The sequence below is a fragment of the Paenibacillus sp. Paensp38 genome, assembly GCF_059491915.1.
In genome coordinates, this window is record NZ_CP168516.1 from 2002310 (window position 1) to 2022257 (window position 19948).

A 19948-nucleotide genomic window follows, 5' to 3' on the forward strand; every position below is an offset into this window, starting at 1 on the left:
GGGAATTTATCTTCAAATAAGCCTGTTATTCAACTTTTGTAGTTCCGAGTTCCGTGTTTCCAATTCATTCACGCAATAGTTCTTTGCTAAGCTATTGGGATCGTGAAAGGAAGACGTTTAAAGGGAAGTTACAAAATCTGAAAACAAAAAAACCGCGCTGAACACAGCACGGAATAGAGCCTGGATGAAGATAATCCCGAAGGCGATTTATGATATCCGCATGTTCTTAACTAATATCAGGGTAACAACACGGCAACAAACAAACCTGTCCCCGAAGGGTACAAGCGCCTGATGATACTCCCTGAATATGCAATTGCTTAGTTAAGAACATTCACCGACATCAAAATCTCTCCCTTAATTGAAGATATAACCATACTATACGATTGGACAGGCGTTGAAGTCAAGTCCTACTTCTTTAATACGCTACAATGGTGATCATTATATTAACATAACATATATTATGTAAACTCGATATCTAATAAAGTTTTGTTATCTATTAAATGATAATGAGAAGGATATTCAACAGGCTATTAACCGCCTTGTCCAAGGTGGAACGGTCATTGCTATTGCTCATCGCCTCAAAACGATACGAAACGCGGACCGTATTGTAGTATTGGACAAAGGAATGGCCGTAGGGCAGGGACAACATGATGAGCTGTTGGATGATAACGGCCTGGATGCACGATTGTGGAAAAGACAGCATGAAGGAAGAGAGTCATAATCCGTCTGAAATTATGATACAAACATTAAGAAACCGCCCCGGAGGATGGCATATCACCTCTCCAGGGGCGGTTTCTTGTGCTGCTATTCAGAATCATCGGCTATGACAGCTTGTACAGGCCGCCTGTCACGAAGCAATGGTAACAACAGCGTCGCTCCGACCAAAAACAAGCCGGCGCTCACGGTATATACGGTGTTCAGGGAGGATTCGTGTTTGAGTGTTCCGCCAATACTCATACCGACGACCATCATCCCGGAGAACAGGGGAGAGAGGGCACCACCGACGCGGCCGATAAAAGCAGCTTCGGCGTTTTTCATCATCATTGTGTTGATACCGATATGAATGCAAGGATAAAATAGGCCGCTGAAAACTTGTAGTGCCATGGTCAGCACAATATTGTGCGACCATCCGACTCCAAAGGTTGTCAGTGTGCTGACCAAAAGTCCGACCACCAGCAGTAATTGCGGCTGTACTTTTTTGGCAACCCCCATAATCAGACCGCCTCCCACCAGCATAGCCGCTCCGTTCGCCATTAATGGCCATTGCAGGAATTCCTTGTTTTGTCCAAGGTTCTCGATGGCGATAAAAACCATTAATGGTTGAATAAGTCCGACCGCTAGCCCAATTACGGTGAATGTTCCCCCAAGCGTGCGAAGTGTGCGGTTATTCCATACATAACGTATTCCTTCTTTAAGCTCTTGAATGAAATGAGGGGGTTGATCATCTATCTCAAGTGCTTGTTCATCTTGTGGAATACGAGTCAGGACAAGCGCCGAGATGAGAAACAATATTCCGGTTATAGACATTGAAATGAAAATTCCAAAGTGTTGATAAATAAATGTACCGATAACGGGGCCGATAACCATAAATAATGCCATGAGAGATTGAAAAAGGGCCATCACTCCCTGAAGCTGTTCTGGTGCTACATGCTGCTTAAATATCTTCATCGCAGACGGCTGAGAAAATTGAGATAGAATGGCCGAAAAGAAAGTGGACAGCAAAAGCACCTGCCATGACCCGTACCATAATGCCAACAAGACAATAAAAATAGAGGCAGCGGACAGCAAATCGCAACTAATCATGGTCCGTTTGGGCCGCCAACGGTCCGCGAATGTTCCTCCAATGATAGCGAACAGAAAAATAGGCATGAATTCAGCAACTGAAATGAGCGACACGTATACGGGATCATTATGAGTCAAATCTGTTACATACAACAGTATGGCAAAGTTGCGCACCCAAATGCCCAAATTTAGCAGCGCATTGGAGGCGATTATGGTCCTTATATATGGATTATTAAACAACTACAAACTCTCCTTTCCTTTTCCAGGGTACAAGATCCTTAAGATGTCATTTTAAATAAACAAAAAATATTTTTGTCTATGTAATAATAGATAATATAATAAATTAACTACTATTTAGTCAAATGTTTTTTGAATCATGAAGAAAGTAGAGCATAGAAAATAAAGAGGTCAATGATCGTTAAGAACGTGAAATAGAATAGTAGTAAAAGTACTCACTTTAAACTTGTGAATTAGGAATGATATCTAATCGAAAAATTAATTTACATAATAAATATTATGTTAACTAAAAATATTTATCTTAATAATAGGCGGCTGAATCCGATGTACCTTTTAAAATCATAGTGATATAATTACGCGTACATGCCTGAAAAGGAGCGAATGGAACGTAAATGAACTTTCAAGTGGATTTTTTATCTTTTTTTGTAATTCAGGTAGATGGAAAAGAAGGACAGGGTGGTAAGTCCTATAAGCATTACGCTACGATGGACGACTACGATTATGACGAAAGCGATGTTAAAAAATTTCTGGACGGGGAATTTACTCGTATTAGCAAGCGGAAGGTTGAAAAAAATCCCAGCACAGAGCAGGCACCGACCAAAATCGGCCGCTTTATCGTCGAACCGGAGCATGAATTGAGCAGTAATCCGAATTTTAATATGTTCGCCCGACTGCGGGCAGCAGAGGATAAGGAAGATTTTAAAAATGCTTGTGACGATCTGGTGCGGATGTATCTGGATACGAGCGCAGTACGCGGCGGAGCGCTGATCATTGTACAGGCAACCTTGAATACACACTCGGATGATCCGTTTATTTTTGTGCTTAAATGTGATTTCGAGCCTAAAATTGCCAGAATTACTGAAAGCAGTCTGGTGAGTGAGGTCGAAATGGCTATTTCTGCGCGTAATATGAAATCCATCATGTATCCTTACATGCTTGAGGAGGGGATGAACGATGAGTGGGAGCTTAAAATTCACCAGTCTTCGCATGCCCGGTATTTTGAGGATTTTTTGAAATTCGTGACCTATGAGCAATCCATGCCGGAAATCGTCAATGAGCATGTCATGGGCTTCGTTCAGAACTATGTAGAAACCAAATGGCCGGATGCATCTAATGAGGAAAGACAGCAGGAAGAGCGCGATCTGGAATTGTGGGCGGCGAGCGAAAAACGGGATTTGCAAGGGAAATGGGAACCACTCCAGGTCGTAGAGGCTGCACAGCATATTGTCGAGCTGAAACCAGAGATTGAAGTGCGTTTCAAACTAGATGATACGGCCGTGCGTGGGCTACTGTCCGACTTTGGCGCCAAGCTGCATATCACGAAACTTCATGATCGATATGCACTTATTATTGAAGGTGACGCATTTACGTTTGAAAAGGGATTTTCACCGATTGAGCTGCTTCAACCTGAATCGTTTGAAACGGTGGCTGAGCGGCTAAAAGAGAAACGCCAGCATGAAAATGAGTATGTGGATGGCGATACGCCACCTTGGTAATTTGAATGCATAGCAGGACGACAAACTGAACTTTTACATTATAACGACTAAAAAACTGGCCTCTCAACGGATATTACCGCTGTGGAGGCCAGTTTTGTTTAGCTTTTATGTTCCCGATCTACACATGAACTTTGCTAATTTGATCTTTCAGCTTGTCCGCAGATTGAAGCAACTTTGCACGTTCCTCGTCATTGAGCGGAAGATCCAAAATTTCACGTACTCCATTGTGATCTACGATACTTGGAACGCCTAAATATACGTCAGATACTCCGTTATAATTTTCCAGCAAGGTGGACACATTAAGTACCGACCCCTCGTCTCCGAGAATGGCGGCTACAATTCGGTCGAGAGCCAGCCCGATAGCATAAGAAGTTGCGCCTTTAGCATCTATAATTTCATAGGCAGCATTCTTGGTATTTTCAAAAATTTCATTTTTCGTTTCTTCACCCAGTTCAAGCGGAGTTCCAGCAACGTTGGCTGTGCTCCATACAGGTAACTCGGAGTCACCGTGTTCTCCAATAATATGAGCGTGGATGCTTCGTGGATCGATGCCCTTTTGCTTCCCGATCAAATAGCGGAAGCGTGCGCTGTCCAGCAACGTTCCTGATCCAATGACTCTACTTGAAGGCCAACCACTGCGTTTCCAAGAGATGTAGGAGAGAATGTCCACTGGATTGGTTGCGATCAGCAAAATGCCGTGTGTATTGACCTTGACAATATTATCAATAATACTTTCAAAAATTTCGGCATTACGCTTCAGCAAATCAATGCGCGTTTCTCCCGGCTTTTGTGAAGCGCCTGCTGTAACAATAATGATATCTGCATCACGGCAGTCTTCATAATCACCCGCCCACACTTTGACACCGCCGAGAAAGGGAAGCCCATGATTCATATCGAGCATTTCCCCCTTCGCCTTTTTGACGTTGACATCAATAAAGACAAGTTCTGACATGCGTTGGCGCAGCAGTAGGGTATAGCCGGTTGTTGTGCCAACCGCTCCCATGCCGACAATGGCCACTCTACTTCGTTTGTAAGGTTTTAAGCTCATAAAATCCTCATCTCCTTCTCGGGTTGTATACCTTTTCATTTTGGGGTATTACTTAAAAATTTATCTTTCCAACTTAGTGTACCGTATATATTTACCCACGGCAAAGAAATATGACATTTTTCCTTGACTTCAAAGGCGAGCTCGCTAATAATTAATCGAATGATAAGAACACGCACTAAAGCGTTGCAGCACCGATATTGACGTATGAAATTATGGAAAGAGGATTCGGCATATGGACTTATTTCGAAAAAAAACAGGACTGCTCCCGCATGAGGAAAGCGGATCTACAGGTCACTTAAAGAGAACAATGGGTGCCTTTGATCTCACCATGCTAGGTGTAGGATGTATTATCGGTACCGGGATTTTTGTTATTACTGGCAAGGCAGCAGCAGAAAATGCAGGTCCTGGATTGATGCTCTCCTTTGTTATTGCAGGTATTGCCTGCGTACTAGCAGCCTTATGTTATGCGGAGCTATCATCTACAGTTCCCGCAGCTGGGAGCGCTTATGCGTATAGTTATATTGTATTTGGAGAAATTTTGGCCTGGGTACTGGGTTGGGACCTGATTCTGGAATATGGAGTGGCGGCCGCCTCTGTGAGTAGTGGATGGTCTGCATACTTTCAAGGCTTGCTGGCTGGATTTGATATACATTTACCGCTGGCTTTAACCGCAGCCTTCGATTCGACCAAGGGAACCATTATTGATCTACCAGCCGTGTGCATCATTATGCTCATCACACTGTTACTGAGTCTCGGAGCCAAGGAGACGGTTCGATTCAATTTAATAATGGTTTGTGTTAAAGTCGGAGTTGTATTGCTATTTATTGCAATCGGTATCTTTTATGTTAAGCCTGACAACTGGACACCATTTTTGCCTTATGGATTTTCTGGTGTTTTGAGTGCTGCGGCAATCGTATTTTTTGCTTATCTGGGTTTCGATGCCATCTCAACTGCAGCCGAAGAAGTTCGCAATCCGCAGCGGAATATGCCCATCGGCATTATTTCTTCTCTTGCGATCTGCACGGTATTGTACATTGCCGTTTCAGTTGTGCTAACGGGAATGGTACCTTATACGCAGTTGGGGGTAAGTGATCCTGTTGCGTTTGCCCTCCGTTTTATTCATCAGGATTTCGTAGCCGGATTGATTTCAGTCGGAGCGATTGCGGGGATGACCACCGTTTTACTGGTGCTGTTGTTTGGTCAAACACGGTTGATTTTCTCCATGTCACGTGATGGTCTTTTACCCGTTTTTTTATCTAAAATAAATGCCAAAACTCAAACACCGATTCGAAGCACTTGGCTGGTAGGTAGTATTATCGCATTGGCTAGTGGATTGTTCCCGTTACATGCACTGACCAATTTGACGAGTATTGGAACCCTGTTCGCTTTTGCTGTGGTATCGGTAGGGGTTATCGTTCTGCGCAAGAAACGCCCTGATTTGAAAAGAGGCTTTACTGTGCCGTGGGTTCCGTTGCTCCCGCTTTTAAGTGCGTTGGTTTGCATCGGTCTGATGCTTCAGCTTCATATTAGCACCTGGATTGGATTCATTGTGTGGCTCCTGCTTGGATTGCTGATCTATTTCTTCTATGGATACCACAAAAGTTTGTTGAACCGTAAATCCTAATAAATTTTAGTATAAAAAGCCGGCATCCTGCACTTTTGTGAAGGGGCCGGTTTTTTTTGTCATTACGCGAAATGTGTCACATAGAGGCGTTTATGGTATAATTCTGTTTCAGATAAGCTTTTGGCACGTGATTACAGCATGCCATCGAGGGAGGATTTTTATATGAAACTGCGCTGGCGTGCGCTCTTGGGGGGAGTACTACTGCTGATAGGTATTCTGCTGACTGCCTGTTCTGCTGAAGCCCCAGAAACGTTAACAAAACCTCCGATTGAGGAACCTGATGATCAGGGTCAGACGATTACTATTAATCCACCAGTGACTCCAAAGGTGGGCGATCCCAACGCCAAATATGTAGTTCAGACGCGAATAGCGGATTTTCATTTGATTGATAATAATAAAGGGTTAGTTTGGGGAGTTACCCATAATGAGCTCCGACTTTATGATACTCATGATGGCGGAAAGACATGGAATAATATTTCCCCCTCCGAAAACGTCCAATTTCAAGACAAACTTGAATATGGAAAGGACATCAGTTTCACTGATTCGCGTCACGGTTGGGTTGTCCGCCAAAATTTGGACAAAACAGCAACCGTCATTCTGAGAACAGCAGATGGAGGACAGAGCTGGGATGTTTCAGCGCTTCCAAGCGGGGATCATGTGAGCTCGATCCAATATGTAAATCCAACTACTGGCTGGATCATGGCATATGTAAAACTGAATGAGCAGGATCAACAAAAACTGTTGTATCACACCACTGACGGTGGAGCCACGTGGAATAAAGTTGCGCAAAGTTCTGGTATGACATCCAACAAATCAGGCTCAGGTTTACCCGATCGGGGCAGTCTGGCCGGGATGAGCTTTTCTTCCAACAAGCAGGGATTTGTAGCGATCAATCTAGATAACAGTGTTAAGTTGTACAAGACTTTGAATCAAGGGAAAACCTGGACGCCGGTAGCTAACAGAATTCAGGGCTGCCCTCAGGCCAAAGCAGAAGCCCAGCAGTCTCTGAAAGGGAGCAGTACCTCGTACTGGATTCCAGTTCTTTGCTCTGGGGTTAACGGCACAAAATATAATGGACTGTTTACAAATGATACAGGGGCCCAATGGAGCGATGTATCTTTGGGTCTGAGTAGCAACATTAATTCTATTATCCCTGGCCGTACGTTTCTAAACGAAAAGGAAGGGTGGATCATAACCGAAACCGGATTGACCCGTACATTGGATGGGGGGAAGACGTGGACAAGTCTCACAGGCAACAAAGTGCTACCCTTGAAGCTAAAAGACTACCCACGATCGGTCAAGCTCCGTTTCGCCTCTTCTTCGGTGGGTTGGCTGCTTCTGGAACGCCTTGATGACAAGAAGTCACTGCTGCTGAAAACGACGGACGGCGGTGCGAACTGGAGAATTTTATAATCGCTATAAAGGTGATTGCCCTGGGGTATTTTTCTCAGGGCGTTTTATTTTTAAAAAATTTAAATTTTATACGACTATATGTGAAAAAAATCACAAACTAACGAATAAGCCGCTGTTATACTAAACCTGTAAACAACGATAGGAGTGATAATCATGAGAGCGAATCAGGATCATATGTTAACCCAATACTACCTACAATTTTGTTATACTTGCCAGGATGCCTATGGTTGCACGACTGAAGAGGACTGCAAGCAGTGTGCAGAGCGTTACGCTGAAGACGAAGATCATGAAGCTCTGGATGAAACACAACGTTATCTCCAGCTTGTACATGTGTAAATCAATGAATCATTCTGATATCGCCATATCTTGAGCCTCCCGGATTATTCCGTGGGGGCTCTTGGCGTTCTTGAGGGTTGCTATCAAATTTGGGCAGGAACATACATATACTGTTATGGAAAGCTTAGGTCAGGTCAGGATGCCCGGTCGTTTCCCTGTGGAATGCCTGGCGGAGAGGAGTGCGGTGCATGGGTTTTGAATCATTATGGATGTTCGATTGGCTGGGCACGGTACTGCCCGTATTTTTCGTTGTCGTGTTGGGTATTGTCGTGTTGTCTGCAGGCAGGGAAGTCATGGAATGGAGTCGGAATAAAAGGCAGCCTGTACTGACGGTCGGTTCCCGAATTACGGCCAGAAGGACACATCTCCAACAGAGGCGGCAGGAGGAACAAGGGACTCGCACCTATACTTTCTATTACGTAACCTTCGAAGTGGAAAGTGGCGACCGGATGGAGTTTAAGGTATCTGGGGAAGAATATGGTCAATGCGCTGAAGGGGATGAGGGACGGCTTACTTTTCAGGGTACAAGGTATATCGGGTTTCAGCGTCTTAATCGCTATAGCTTGGAACAGGTTAAAATGTAGAATTCAGTCTAATTATTTTTGGATTCATTTACAGCCTTCTGTAAGAAACCAGGGTAGGGGGCTGTAGATGTTTCTTGTTCGACACATTTTGGTACATATATATTAGAACAGAGTAGTTCAGAGGAGGAATGATTCGTGTCATTTGAGGGACAAGTTGTTATTGTAACAGGAGCGGCGCATGGCATCGGGAAAGAGGTCGCTTTTGCCTACGCTGCTCAGGGTGCCCATGTTGTATTTGCGGACTACAATGAGGAAGAGGGTGCCGCAGCCGCTGCAGCAGCCCGGAACGAGGGCTATCAGGCCATTTTTATTCCTTGTGATGTACGGAAGGAAGAAGATATTGTGGCGCTAATCCGTGCCACGGTAGAAGAATACGGCACGATTCATACGCTAATTAACAACGCAGGCGTATCCAAATGGAAATCTCCATATGAGTTAACGCTAGCAGAATGGGATGACATTTTGAATACTAACGTACGCAGCTGTTTTATTGCCACTAGGGAAGCAGCTAAGGTGATGAAACGAAACGCAGAAGGTGGCTCTGTGGTCAATATGACCTCTACACGAGCTTTCATGTCAGAACCGGATACAGAAGCCTACGCGGCATCCAAAGGAGCTATTGCGGCCCTTACACACGCGATGGCTATATCGCTAGGAAAGGACGGGATTCAGGTCAATTGCATCAGTCCAGGGTGGATTGAAACCGGGGATTATGAGCAACTGCGTGCAGAAGACCATCAACAGCATCCGTCTGGGCGAGTAGGAACCCCTAAGGACATCGCACGGGCCTGTCTGTATTTGACACAACCCGGCAATGATTTTGTAACAGGCACGAATCTGGTAGTAGACGGTGGCATGACACGTAAAATGATTTACGAGCCATAATAAAATCCTAAATGAGTAGTCCCAATCTAGGGGCTATTTTTTTGTTTCTGGACTGTCACCCATTGGGCATTTGTACCATACGATAGGGTATGTGATGGAGAAGCGAGGAGGGGACGCGTTGGCTGTAATCAAGACCAACTCAGAGGATGTAAGGACACTCGCCCGATTGATGCGGGCAGAGGCCGAAGGAGAAGGAGAGCAGGGGATGCTCATGGTTGGCAATGTCGGAGTAAATAGGATTTTGGGCAATTGTCTGGATTTTCGGGGAGTTCGTCTTATGAACGATATGGTGTTTCAGAGTCCAGGCGGATTTGAAGCTACCCAAAAGGGGTACTTTTATCAAAGAGCTCGTGACCGTGACATTCGTCTTGCCCGGCGTGTCATTAATGGGGAAAAAATACGCCCGGCGTCCAATGCATTATGGTTTTTCAGACCGGCAGGAGACTGTCCGGACACCTGGTATAACCAGACCAATACTGGACGTTTTAAAGCCCATTGCTTTTTTAGCCCGACTGTACAGGATTGTCCTGCCGTCTTTTAGAACGCTTCAACATGAGTTTGAATAATTTAAAACCATTTTAGGAGGAATTTACATGATTTCACAGCAAGCTTACCGTCCTGTTTCTTATCCTGCTGGTGGCGGGTATCCCGAATGGCCCAGAGGGATGAATCCGGTCGGAACTATGCAGCCCATCAGCACCTTCCCCCCTCAGGTTAATAGCGGTAGTGCGATGACACCGACTGGTATGGTGGTACAGAGCCAGACTCCACAATTTGAGCAATCATATATTGAAAACATTTTGCGCTTGAACTTGGGCAAAACAGGTACCTTTTATATGACGTATGAAAATAACCGGGAATGGAATGCGAAAATATTCAAAGGTATTCTGGAAGCAGCGGGTCGTGACCACATTATTATCAGTGATCCGGCTACGGGCAAGCGGACGATTTTGCTGATGGTGAATCTGGATTATGCTACTTTTGATGAGCCATTGTTGTACCAATATCCCGGCGTCATCGGGAATCCGGGTGCATCCCCGGTTCGCTGATGCCTTCATATATATGAGTCTACATCCTCTGCCAGACGGCAGGGGATGTATTTTGTTTATAATCTTTCTCAAATATAGTAGCTTTCTTGGTGGTAAGCAGCGAAAACGAGAGCTTTACGACCTAAATGATAGTGGAGCTGTTTTTTCTGACATTGCTTGTGGTTTGACTGTATAGAGTATAGTTATATAATTAAATATAAGCTGATGAATAATCTAATCATTTATGCGGAATATGGCTTTGGAAGCCGGAAGGAGTGAATGTGTTGGGAAGTTGACGCTGCTTATGATGTGTTATCGTTCTGTCTATGATGAAACTATCCGAAGGAGGTGCGCCTGTCTGCCGTAATGACGGCTGATGGGGAGCATATTGAGTGACCCTTTACCGAGTATGTTTAACTTATTTATTGTTTTTGCATTAGTACTATTGAATGGTTTTTTTGTATCTGCGGAATTTGCCATGGTGAAGGTCAGAGGCAGCCGTATTGAGACTTTGGTGGAGGCGGGCAATAAAAAGGCCGTATACGCCGCCAATATGTTACACAACTTGGACGCTTATTTGTCTGCCTGCCAGTTGGGTATTACACTAGCATCGTTGGGACTAGGATGGATCGGAGAGCCGGCCATCGCACATTTGATCAAACCTGTATTTACAGCCGCTGGATTAGGAGCGGTATATGTGCACGGTACTGCCGTGGTTATTGCATTTATTGTCATTACGATTCTGCATATTGTGTTGGGTGAATTGGCGCCCAAAACGATAGCTATTCGTAAATCTGAGACCATTACGCTGTATTCAGCCATGCTGATGACTTGGTTTTACAAGTTGATGTATCCATTCATATGGGCGTTAAATGGAATGGCGAACAGCCTGCTGCGTTTATTCCGTCTGGAGCCGGTATCCGAAAATGATGATTCCGCGCATACGGGGGATGAAATACGTATTCTGATGAAAGAAAGCAATAAGAGCGGACTAATTGATAATACGGAATTGGCGCTTGTTGATAATATATTTGATTTTACCGACACGACCGCCAGGGAAATCATGATTCCGCGAACTGAGATGATCTGCTTATACAGTAATGAGTCCACAGAAGAAAATCTCGCGATTGCGACGGAAAGCATGAGAACCCGTTATCCAATCTGCGCCGAAGATAAGGACCATATTATCGGCTTTATCCATATTAAGGACCTTCTGCGGGCGAACACACTGGATACCCGTACGATGATTCGACCGATTCTTGCTGTCCCTGAATCTACACAAATTAGTGATCTGCTCAAACGCATGCAGCGTAGCAAGACGCAAATCGCAATTTTGATTGATGAATATGGCGGTACATCGGGTATGGTAACGCTGGAAGATATTATGGAAGAAATCGTTGGTGAAATTCAGGATGAGTTCGATCAGGAACGTCCGAGTTGTGAGCAGATTAATGACGAGGAATTTTCCATTGACGGCATGTTATTAATTGATGAAGTGAACGACCGCTTTGGACTGGATCTTGATCATGAGGATTATGATACGGTAGGGGGTTGGCTATACTCACATGTCGAGGTTATTCCCCCACAGCCTGGCCAGTCTGTAGTGTTTGAGGGGTGTATGTTCACGGTAGAAGAGGTTGAAAACAAGCGGATTTCACGTATTAGGCTGATAAAACAGCCTTTCGTCGTGGAAGAAGCAGGAGTCTCATAACGGAATAAATTTGGAGAGCGACCTTGAAAGATGTGGGGTCGCTTTTTAATTTGTCTTCTTTACAGAAAGGACATGAATTGATATGATGTTCGTGTGATTGTCAACCTAATTATAATTATTTGGGTTGACAATAAGAAAAGAATTTCCTCTACGCTGAAAATTTTATCCATTTACATGATCATTAAATTTTGGGAGGCAAGAAGTATGAATTTACAAAACAAGGTTATAGAATGGGGCTCGTTGGCTGAAAAAGCGATACATGGTAGCCATGTTACGCTGGAAGAAGGTATAGCGGTACTGGAAGCCGACGATGAGGAGTTATTACCGATTATGCAAGCTGCATTTCGAGTACGACACCATTTTTACGAAAAAAAAGTAAAGCTCAACATGATCATGAACGCCAAAAGTGGCTTGTGCCCGGAGGATTGCGGTTATTGCTCACAATCTATCGTATCCACGGCGCCTGTGAACAAGTACAGTATGTTGGACAAGGAATCACTGTTGGCTGGAGCTAGGGAAGCAGTAGCACGGAGAGCAGGGACGTATTGCATCGTAGCTTCGGGCAAGGGCCCAACAGATCGGGAGCTGGATCAGGTGATTGAGGCTGTACAAGAAATTACTCACACAATGCCACTCAAAATTTGCGCTTGCTTAGGGATTCTCAAGGGAGATCAGGCACGGCGGTTGGCAGAGGCTGGGGTACATCGATACAATCATAATTTAAATACAAGTAAGGCCAACTATCCCTCGATTACAACCACACATACATACGATCAACGCGTCGAAACTGTGAAAATGGCACAATCTCACGGAATGTCTCCATGCTCTGGCGTTATTATCGGGATGGGGGAAACGAATGAGGAAATCGTTCAAATGGCTTATGCCTTACGGGAGTTGGATGCTGACTCTATTCCGGTTAACTTCTTGAATCCAGTCCCCGGAACCCCATTGGAGGGAGCAAAGCGAATATCACCTATCCAAGCTTTGAAGGTGCTGGCACTGTTCCGCTTCATCTGTCCATCCAAAGAAATACGCGTTGCAGGTGGACGAGAGTTGAATTTACGCTCGTTACAACCGCTTTGCCTGTATGCAGCGAATTCAATTTTTGTAGGAGATTATTTAACGACAGAAGGCCAAGAGGTCACATTTGATCATCAAATGATTGAAGATCTTGGTTTTGAAATTGAGATGTGTGCCCTTTCAACCGTATAATAGAAATTGTACAAACTTGGAAGGGAGAGTTAAACAATGAGCGAAAAAGTATTTATTAGTCCAGGTAAATATGTGCAAGGGAAAAATGTGATTGATAAAACAGGTGAGTATGTTAAGCCATTAGGCCGTACTGCCTTGGTTATTGCGGACAAGCTGGTTTGGGAGATTGCAGCCGACCGCGTGGTAAAAAGTCTGGAACTGGCTGATATTACAGCAGTTAAAATTGAATTTCAAGGGGAAGCCTCCAAAAACGAAGTCAACCGTATTGTGGATCATGGACGAAGCGCCCAGGTCGACATTGTCATTGGTGTAGGTGGCGGTAAAACGCTGGATACCGCTAAAGCTGTAAATGAACTTCTCGGTTCCTCAGTTGTGATTATTCCAACGACTGCTTCTACAGATGCCCCTACTAGTGCACTATCTGTTTTGTACACCGACGAAGGTGCATTTGATACGTATTCCTTTTTCAGTAAAAATCCGAGCCTGATCCTAGTGGACACAAAAGTCATATCTCAAGCACCGCCCTTATTCCTCTCCTCAGGCATTGCAGATGCCATGGCGACGTGGATTGAAGCCCGTGCGGTCATTGAAGCTCGCGCAACGACAATGGCTGGTGGTTTGCCAACTTTGGCGGCAGAAGCCATTGCGTCCAAGTGTGAGGAAGTTCTTTTCGATTACGGACTGCAGGCTTACGAATCCGTGAAACGCAAAGTCGTCACACCTGCGCTTGAAGCGGTAGTGGAGGCGAATACGTTGCTAAGCGGTTTGGGCTTTGAAAGCGGCGGTTTGGCAGGCGCACATGCGATTCACAATGGTTTTACCGTTCTGGAAGGAGATATTCATCACCTAACACATGGTCAGAAGGTAGCTTTTGGCACCTTAGTCCAGCTTGCCTTGGAAAAAAGACCTTTGTCCGAGGTGGAGCGGTATATTGACTTTTATCTAAAACTCGATCTGCCTGTCACGCTGGAAGACATTAAGCTACAGGAAACTTCCCGAGAGGATTTGTACCGGGTAGCTCAGGCTGCTACCAAAGAAGGCGAAACTGCTCACAATCTACCATTTGCTGTCACAGCGGATGATGTGCTTGATGCAATTTTTGCGGCTGACCAGTATTCACTTGCCTATAAGGCCAAAATTGGACATAGAAACTAACTCCATACGAAATAAAGTAGATTCAAAGGCCGCTGATCAGCGGCCTTTTTTCCATTATTTAACTTGCAACTTATGTTATGATTTTTATGGTACATAATCAGGAAATGCCGGGAGTATATTTAGGGCTCCCCTAAAATTTGAGAGGAGTTTAGCGATGGCAAAATGGAACGTAGAAGATCAAGGTATTCAATATACTATTGAGTACAAGCGTAGCTTAACTGGCGGGAGAATTATTGTGAATGGAAGCGAGCAGAAGGTTAAAAGCCAGAATGCATTTTTGAACTTGATTGATTTTCCTATTAAATTGAAAGAAAAAGCTGTAAATGTTGTTGTCATTGGTAACAAAGCGGATTTAGCTATGGACGGTGTATATCTTGGGTCCAATCAACCTTATGTTCCTGTGAGTAAAGTTCCGGGCTGGAGTTGGGCTTTTGTCGTGGTCAGCTTGGTTATAGGATTGCTATTTTCGGGGATTTTCGGTGTGTGTATAGGAATATTGGGCAGCATGTTTTACGTGAAATCATCTTTATCCATGCATCAAACCACCAATCGAAGAGTTGTAAATTGCTTTATTGTCTTTTTCATCATCAGCGTGATACAAATTGTTTTTGGAATTGCAGCGAATTCTTGGATTAACACGTTGTAAAATAGATCAACTTAGCCTAAGGTTGAAGCAAGAAGGCTCTCACGCATGAAGCGGTGAGAGCCTTTTTGCCGTGTTAGATCGCCCAATTTCCTTTACGGAAGATAGGTTCCTCAGTACCGTCCTCAGTAACGCCGTTGATGTCCATTTCACTTGAACCAATCATAAAGTCGACGTGAGTCAGACTGGAATTCAGGCCGTTGGCAGCCAACTGCTCTTGAGTCATATCCTTGCCGCCTTTAAGGTTAAATGCATAAGCATTACCGATGGCCAAGTGGTTAGAGGCATTTTCATCAAACAACGTATTATAGAATAAAATATTTTTATCAGAGATAGGTGACTTGTGAGACACAAGAGCAACCTCACCCAGGTAGTGTGAGCCTTCATCCATTTCTACGAGATGCTGAAGAGTTTCCAAACCGGTTTCTGCCTGAACATCGACAATACGTCCATTTTCAAAAGTCAGTGAAAAGTTGTCGATGATATTTCCGCTGTAGCTAAGTGGCTTGGTGCTGCTGACCTTACCGTTCACTCCCGTTTTAAGCGGAGCTGTAAACACTTCCTCAGTAGGCATATTGGCTACAAAAGTATGTCCCTGTTGGTTGACGCTTTCAGCCGCTACCCACAGATGATCTTTTGCCAATTCGATGGTGAGATCTGTGCCTGGAGCCAGATAATGCAGCTTTTTATAGCGTTTGGCATTTAAAATATCAGATTTACTGGAAAGGGTTTTCAAATGCTCTTTCCATGCCTCCACGGGGTTATCCAGATCCACACGCACGGTGCTGAAAATGGCATCCCACAGTTTATCCATTTGCTCGGAAGCTGGCAGATCAGGGAATACTTTGGCAGCCCATTCTGCAGAAGGATAAGCAATCAGAGACCAACTGAATTTGTCGGCCATTTGATATTCGCGGTATTGACGTAATTCATGTGACCGCACGCGCTGAGCAGCAGTAATTCGGCTGGACGGAATCCCCTGAAGCAAATCCGGATTTTCTGCAATGACATGCAGTACAGCTGCGCCATTTTCGACCTCTTCAGTCATTTCGGCTGCATACCATTTGGGAGCAATATTAAAAGTTTCATCAGGAGCTAGTTCATACTGTAATCGAGTAATGGTTTCATCACTCCATTTTACTGTAACCAGCTTGGCTCCGGCAGTATACGCTGATTTGACGATAAGTCTCACGAGTTCGGCGGACAAAATTGGTGCATGAACGATGAGTGTCTGCCCAGGATGGACATTGGCGCCGACCCGAACGGCTAACTCGGCATATTTTTGCAATTTTTGTTGAAAATCTGACATGTAACTTTCCTCCATTTCACGAAAAGCCTTAAATAAGGCTTGGGTAACTTGCACAGTTTTTTTGCAAATTCCACACATAGCTTATATATTGTACAATGTAACGAAAAGGTTCACAAATTAGTTTTGGTACTATTTAGTGAAAATGAAAGGGCGGATAGATGAATGACAGAGCAAAATTCACCTCAGGAAGTGAAAGAAGTACATATTCAACAGGCACAAATGACAAGAGATGAGAATGGTGCTTATTTGGGTCAAGTGGTATTTGGAGTAGACGGGCAGAGTTCTGTATATGAAATCACATTCCACAGTAAAAGGGGAAAGGAATGGGATTACAGTCTTCATTTTGCGGGAGAGCCACGGGTGGAGGAAGAGATGCTGCAAATGGATAGCTGGATTGAAGAGAACGATGATTTATTCGACTATTTGCTAGATACGGCATGGAGCAAATTACCCGAGTAATGTAAACATGGTCTATTTTCGTGACAAGCGGATTATATTTAGCAGTGTCCGCATAATCTGCTGACATGGGGGAAGCCTAAAGGTCGATATTAACAGTAAATTCCATGTGAATAGGAGGGTGAAGCTTTGGCAAATCATCTGTTCACCGAAGGAATGACGGCAAATGAAGAGGCTGCTCCCGATCTCCTGAGCTTACGGACGCTGTTTGTAAATATGTGTTTTATTGGGGAGCCAGGAAGCCGTTCCTGGGTGCTGGTGGATACGGGGATGACAGGATTTACAGACTCGATTATACGCCTGGCAGAGGAACGGTTCACTGGCCCTCCGATCGCTATTGTGCTTACACATGGTCATTTTGACCATGTGGGTTCGGTTATTGAGTTGGTACAGCATTGGGGTACACCTGTTTATGCACATCCTTTGGAATTACCTTATTTGACGGGAATGAAGGATTATCAAAAACCTGACCCTAGTGTAGGGGGAGGTTTAATGTCGGGCATTTCCTTCTTATACCCCAATGATGCTATAGATCTCGATGATCGCATCACCTCCCTGCCCCAAGATGGCAGTGTCCCTGGTGCCCCTGGTTGGAAGTGGCTGCATACGCCAGGACATACTCCTGGTCATGTATCGCTTTTTCATGAGCGAAGAAGGTTAATGGTGGCCGGTGACGCTTTTATTACGGTGAAACAGGAATCGGTACTGGCCGTTATTTTACAGGAAAAAGAAATACACGGGCCTCCTGCGTATTTTACAACAGATTGGCAAGCTGCGCAGCGCTCGGTGGAAATGCTGGCCAAGTTAAAGCCTGAGATTGCAGTTACAGGACATGGTCATTACATGCATGGTACTGAGCTGACATATCAGCTGGAGCGACTGGCAGGAGATTTTGAGCACATGGCTGTACCCAAACAAGGACGTTATGTGTAGTCATGTGTGAAGGACGATGCCTTGCGGGGCATCGTTTTTTTTGTGGACGTGGAATTTTTTTGCTCAGCATGGTATAGTCAAGCCAAAAGCTAAACGCTTTCATTAAACATCGTCATTTCATCAAGGAGGATTTTTTGATGACACAACAACATGCTGCAATTGGTGATCTTTATTATGGAATACCGGCGATTCGTCTTAAATTTGGACGATATGAAGCGGTTGCCCTGCCGGGAAACGGCGCAAATCTGATTTCTTTTCGTGACAATGAAACGGGATATTCTTTTCTGCGTGAGCCAGATGCTGAGAGCATAGAGGCTTTTAAGCAAAGCCCATCCGTTTACGGAATTCCTTTCCTGTTCCCTCCGAATCGGTATGAGGATGGAAAATTCCTGTGGAATGGTGTTACATATGAGCTGCCGATAAATGAAGAGGCGACCCACAACCATCTGCACGGCTTTTTACACACTGTTCGGTGGGAGGTCGAGGACTACGGTTCCGGGGAGCAGGGCAGCTATGTGGTAATGAATCAGCATGTAAGGGAAGGACATCCCATGTTCCGCTATTTACCCTTCACCTTTACCATGAAATTAACGTACAGTCTGGACGAATTTGGCCTGCATCAGCGTTATGTGATCCATAACGAGGGCGATCAACCGATCCCCAATTTATTTGCCTTTCACACAGCGATTCGCGTTCCGTTCGTACCCGATAGCTCGCCTGAGGACTACAAGATTAAGGTCACAATCGGTGAGCGTCGTGAGCTGACGGAACGGTTGTTGGCCACAGGTCAGTTCCAGCCTTTATCTCCGGAAGAGGAACTGCTGAAGACGACGGGAGTTAGTCCTTATTTTGCCTCTATGGATAATCATTACACGGCAGCTCCGCAAAATGGACGCAACTACATGGAACTGACACACAGTAAGACAGGTGCTACCCTCGTATACGATGTAGGTACAGCTTATAAGCATTGGATGATCTGGAATAACAAAGCGAACAAGGAATTCATCTGTCCTGAGCCGCAAATGAACATGATCAATGCACCGAATCGTCCAGACCTACCAGCGGAGGAGATCGGATTGATAGCACTGGCTCCAGGCCATATTTTTGAAGCAACCAGCCGTTTGTATTGTATTACACCTAATAAATCGAAATCCTAGCATTTAAATTTATCCTTATAGGCCTGTATCGTGTCCAACGGTGCAGGCTTTATTTGGGGTTGTAAAGCACAGGTAAGGGCCAATGGGGAAGGAGGACGAAAAAGGTTGCAGAATGCCAAGCAGTCATAGTATGATACGAAACAGGAGATGATCAGATGAATTTTCCTTTTCAAGCCGTCAAACGCAAGCAAATCGCCGATGAAGTAGCTGAACAGCTGCAACGAAAAATTGCTACTGGTGAATGGGATGAGGGCACTAAGATTCCAACCGAACCTGAGCTCATGAAGCTATTCGGAGTCGGGCGATCTACAGTACGTGAAGCGGTTAGCGTTCTGGTGCATGCCGGTCTATTAGAGAAAAAGCAAGGACACGGAACTTTTGTTTGCCAACCGACAACTTCTCAAGAGCCATTGGATTACCGTCTAAGCCGTGCTGAAATTATTGAGGTTTATGAAGTGCGGAGTGTGTTGGAACTAGAGATTGCCAGATTGGCTGCGTTACGTCGTAAAGACGAGGATCTACGCTTGATGCGTGAGGCGCTGGATCGTCGTGCTGCAACCCTGGCCGCTGGAGATATGAACGGGTATTTGGATGCGGATATCACTTTTCACTTGGCTGTTGCCGGAGCTACACGCAATAAGGTGCTTACAGATGTATATGGCAGCTTTGTAGAGGCCATTCGCAAGGCGTTGAACAATCTCATTACCGATCCGGCGATGCAAAATCATTTTACTGTGCAGCATGAAAAAATATATGAAGCAATCCGGGATCAGGATGGCAAGGCTGCCGAGCTGTATAGTATTCAACATTTGGACGGCACCAAGCTGGAGCTGCAAAAGCATATGGGAAGTTCATAATTTTTTTTACTCTTAAACATCAGATGATCGGATGAATAAAATATTTAAACCTTCTACTTGAGCATCTCCTAAAATCAAACCA

General features: G+C 44.7%; 19 protein-coding genes and 1 pseudogene. 17 read left to right on the forward strand and 3 right to left on the reverse strand.

All coding sequences use genetic code 11. From position 1 onward, the window contains the following. Positions 1-502 precede the first annotated feature (502 nt). A pseudogene (locus ACEN8J_RS09210) lies at positions 503-721 on the forward strand (ABC transporter ATP-binding protein); the annotation flags it as partial. 83 nt (positions 722-804) lie between these two features. Here ACEN8J_RS09210 and ACEN8J_RS09215 read toward each other — a convergent pair. Continuing rightward, positions 805-2022, reverse strand: a complete 1218-nt coding sequence (locus ACEN8J_RS09215; protein WP_322252707.1) for an MFS transporter — start codon at positions 2020-2022, stop codon at positions 805-807. A gap of 389 nt (positions 2023-2411) precedes the next feature. Between ACEN8J_RS09215 and ACEN8J_RS09220 the strand changes: the two genes are divergently transcribed. After that, entirely contained in the window at positions 2412-3515 is a 1104-nt protein-coding gene (locus ACEN8J_RS09220; protein ID WP_069011777.1) for a DUF3900 domain-containing protein, read from the forward strand. A 118-nt stretch (positions 3516-3633) separates the two neighbouring features. On the opposite strand, the gene ACEN8J_RS09225 is transcribed toward ACEN8J_RS09220, so the two are convergent. Beyond that, positions 3634-4563, reverse strand: a complete 930-nt coding sequence (locus ACEN8J_RS09225; RefSeq protein WP_069011779.1) for an L-lactate dehydrogenase — start codon at positions 4561-4563, stop codon at positions 3634-3636. 232 nt (positions 4564-4795) lie between these two features. On the opposite strand from ACEN8J_RS09225, the gene bcaP reads away from it, so the two are divergent. The 11 genes from bcaP (at position 4796) to ACEN8J_RS09280 (ending at position 15157) form a co-directional block, all read left to right on the forward strand. After that, complete coding sequence (bcaP, locus tag ACEN8J_RS09230; RefSeq protein ID WP_069011782.1) at positions 4796-6187, forward strand: branched-chain amino acid transporter BcaP; 1392 nt, start codon at positions 4796-4798, stop codon at positions 6185-6187. 162 nt (positions 6188-6349) lie between these two features. Next, positions 6350-7600 carry a WD40/YVTN/BNR-like repeat-containing protein gene (locus ACEN8J_RS09235; RefSeq protein ID WP_029517498.1) on the forward strand — a complete coding sequence of 417 codons (1251 nt, stop codon included), beginning with the start codon at positions 6350-6352 and terminating at the stop codon, positions 7598-7600. Between the two features lie 153 nt (positions 7601-7753). Continuing rightward, positions 7754-7936 (forward strand): hypothetical protein, encoded by a 183-nt coding sequence (locus ACEN8J_RS09240; protein WP_029517499.1) that lies wholly within the window; start codon positions 7754-7756, stop codon positions 7934-7936. Between the two features lie 188 nt (positions 7937-8124). After that, a complete protein-coding gene (locus tag ACEN8J_RS09245; RefSeq protein WP_013371386.1) occupies positions 8125-8520 on the forward strand; it encodes a DUF2500 domain-containing protein in 396 nt (131 codons plus the stop codon). A gap of 135 nt (positions 8521-8655) precedes the next feature. Continuing rightward, positions 8656-9405: an SDR family NAD(P)-dependent oxidoreductase gene (locus ACEN8J_RS09250; RefSeq protein WP_165146563.1), complete on the forward strand. Its 750-nt coding sequence runs from the start codon at positions 8656-8658 to the stop codon at positions 9403-9405. Between the two features lie 118 nt (positions 9406-9523). Beyond that, positions 9524-9946: a cell wall hydrolase gene (locus tag ACEN8J_RS09255; protein WP_165146560.1), complete on the forward strand. Its 423-nt coding sequence runs from the start codon at positions 9524-9526 to the stop codon at positions 9944-9946. A 52-nt stretch (positions 9947-9998) separates the two neighbouring features. Further along, on the forward strand, positions 9999-10454 hold the full coding sequence (gene gerQ, locus ACEN8J_RS09260) for a spore coat protein GerQ (protein ID WP_039273179.1): 456 nt from the start codon (positions 9999-10001) through the stop codon (positions 10452-10454). 388 nt (positions 10455-10842) lie between these two features. Continuing rightward, complete coding sequence (locus ACEN8J_RS09265; protein WP_176715738.1) at positions 10843-12144, forward strand: hemolysin family protein; 1302 nt, start codon at positions 10843-10845, stop codon at positions 12142-12144. 204 nt (positions 12145-12348) lie between these two features. Next, the gene (gene bioB / locus ACEN8J_RS09270) at positions 12349-13356 is read left to right on the forward strand and encodes a biotin synthase BioB (RefSeq protein WP_318627320.1); all 1008 of its coding nucleotides are present in this window, start codon (positions 12349-12351) and stop codon (positions 13354-13356) included. Between the two features lie 36 nt (positions 13357-13392). Then, the gene (locus tag ACEN8J_RS09275; RefSeq protein WP_318627321.1) at positions 13393-14511 is read left to right on the forward strand and encodes a glycerol dehydrogenase; all 1119 of its coding nucleotides are present in this window, start codon (positions 13393-13395) and stop codon (positions 14509-14511) included. Between the two features lie 154 nt (positions 14512-14665). Further along, a complete protein-coding gene (locus ACEN8J_RS09280; protein WP_495594422.1) occupies positions 14666-15157 on the forward strand; it encodes a hypothetical protein in 492 nt (163 codons plus the stop codon). Positions 15158-15230: 73 nt separating this feature from the next. On the opposite strand, the gene ACEN8J_RS09285 is transcribed toward ACEN8J_RS09280, so the two are convergent. Next, positions 15231-16463: an aminopeptidase gene (locus ACEN8J_RS09285; protein WP_495594423.1), complete on the reverse strand. Its 1233-nt coding sequence runs from the start codon at positions 16461-16463 to the stop codon at positions 15231-15233. Positions 16464-16625: 162 nt separating this feature from the next. Between ACEN8J_RS09285 and ACEN8J_RS09290 the strand changes: the two genes are divergently transcribed. The 4 genes from ACEN8J_RS09290 (at position 16626) to ACEN8J_RS09305 (ending at position 19866) form a co-directional block, all read left to right on the forward strand. After that, positions 16626-16922, forward strand: coding sequence for a hypothetical protein (locus tag ACEN8J_RS09290; protein WP_023988878.1), 297 nt, complete (start codon positions 16626-16628; stop codon positions 16920-16922). Between the two features lie 126 nt (positions 16923-17048). Continuing rightward, the gene (locus ACEN8J_RS09295) at positions 17049-17852 is read left to right on the forward strand and encodes an MBL fold metallo-hydrolase (RefSeq protein WP_029517508.1); all 804 of its coding nucleotides are present in this window, start codon (positions 17049-17051) and stop codon (positions 17850-17852) included. Between the two features lie 137 nt (positions 17853-17989). After that, positions 17990-19009, forward strand: coding sequence for an aldose 1-epimerase (locus ACEN8J_RS09300; protein ID WP_013310435.1), 1020 nt, complete (start codon positions 17990-17992; stop codon positions 19007-19009). 155 nt (positions 19010-19164) lie between these two features. Continuing rightward, complete coding sequence (locus ACEN8J_RS09305; RefSeq protein WP_495594424.1) at positions 19165-19866, forward strand: FadR/GntR family transcriptional regulator; 702 nt, start codon at positions 19165-19167, stop codon at positions 19864-19866. The last annotated feature ends 82 nt before the right edge of the window (positions 19867-19948 follow it).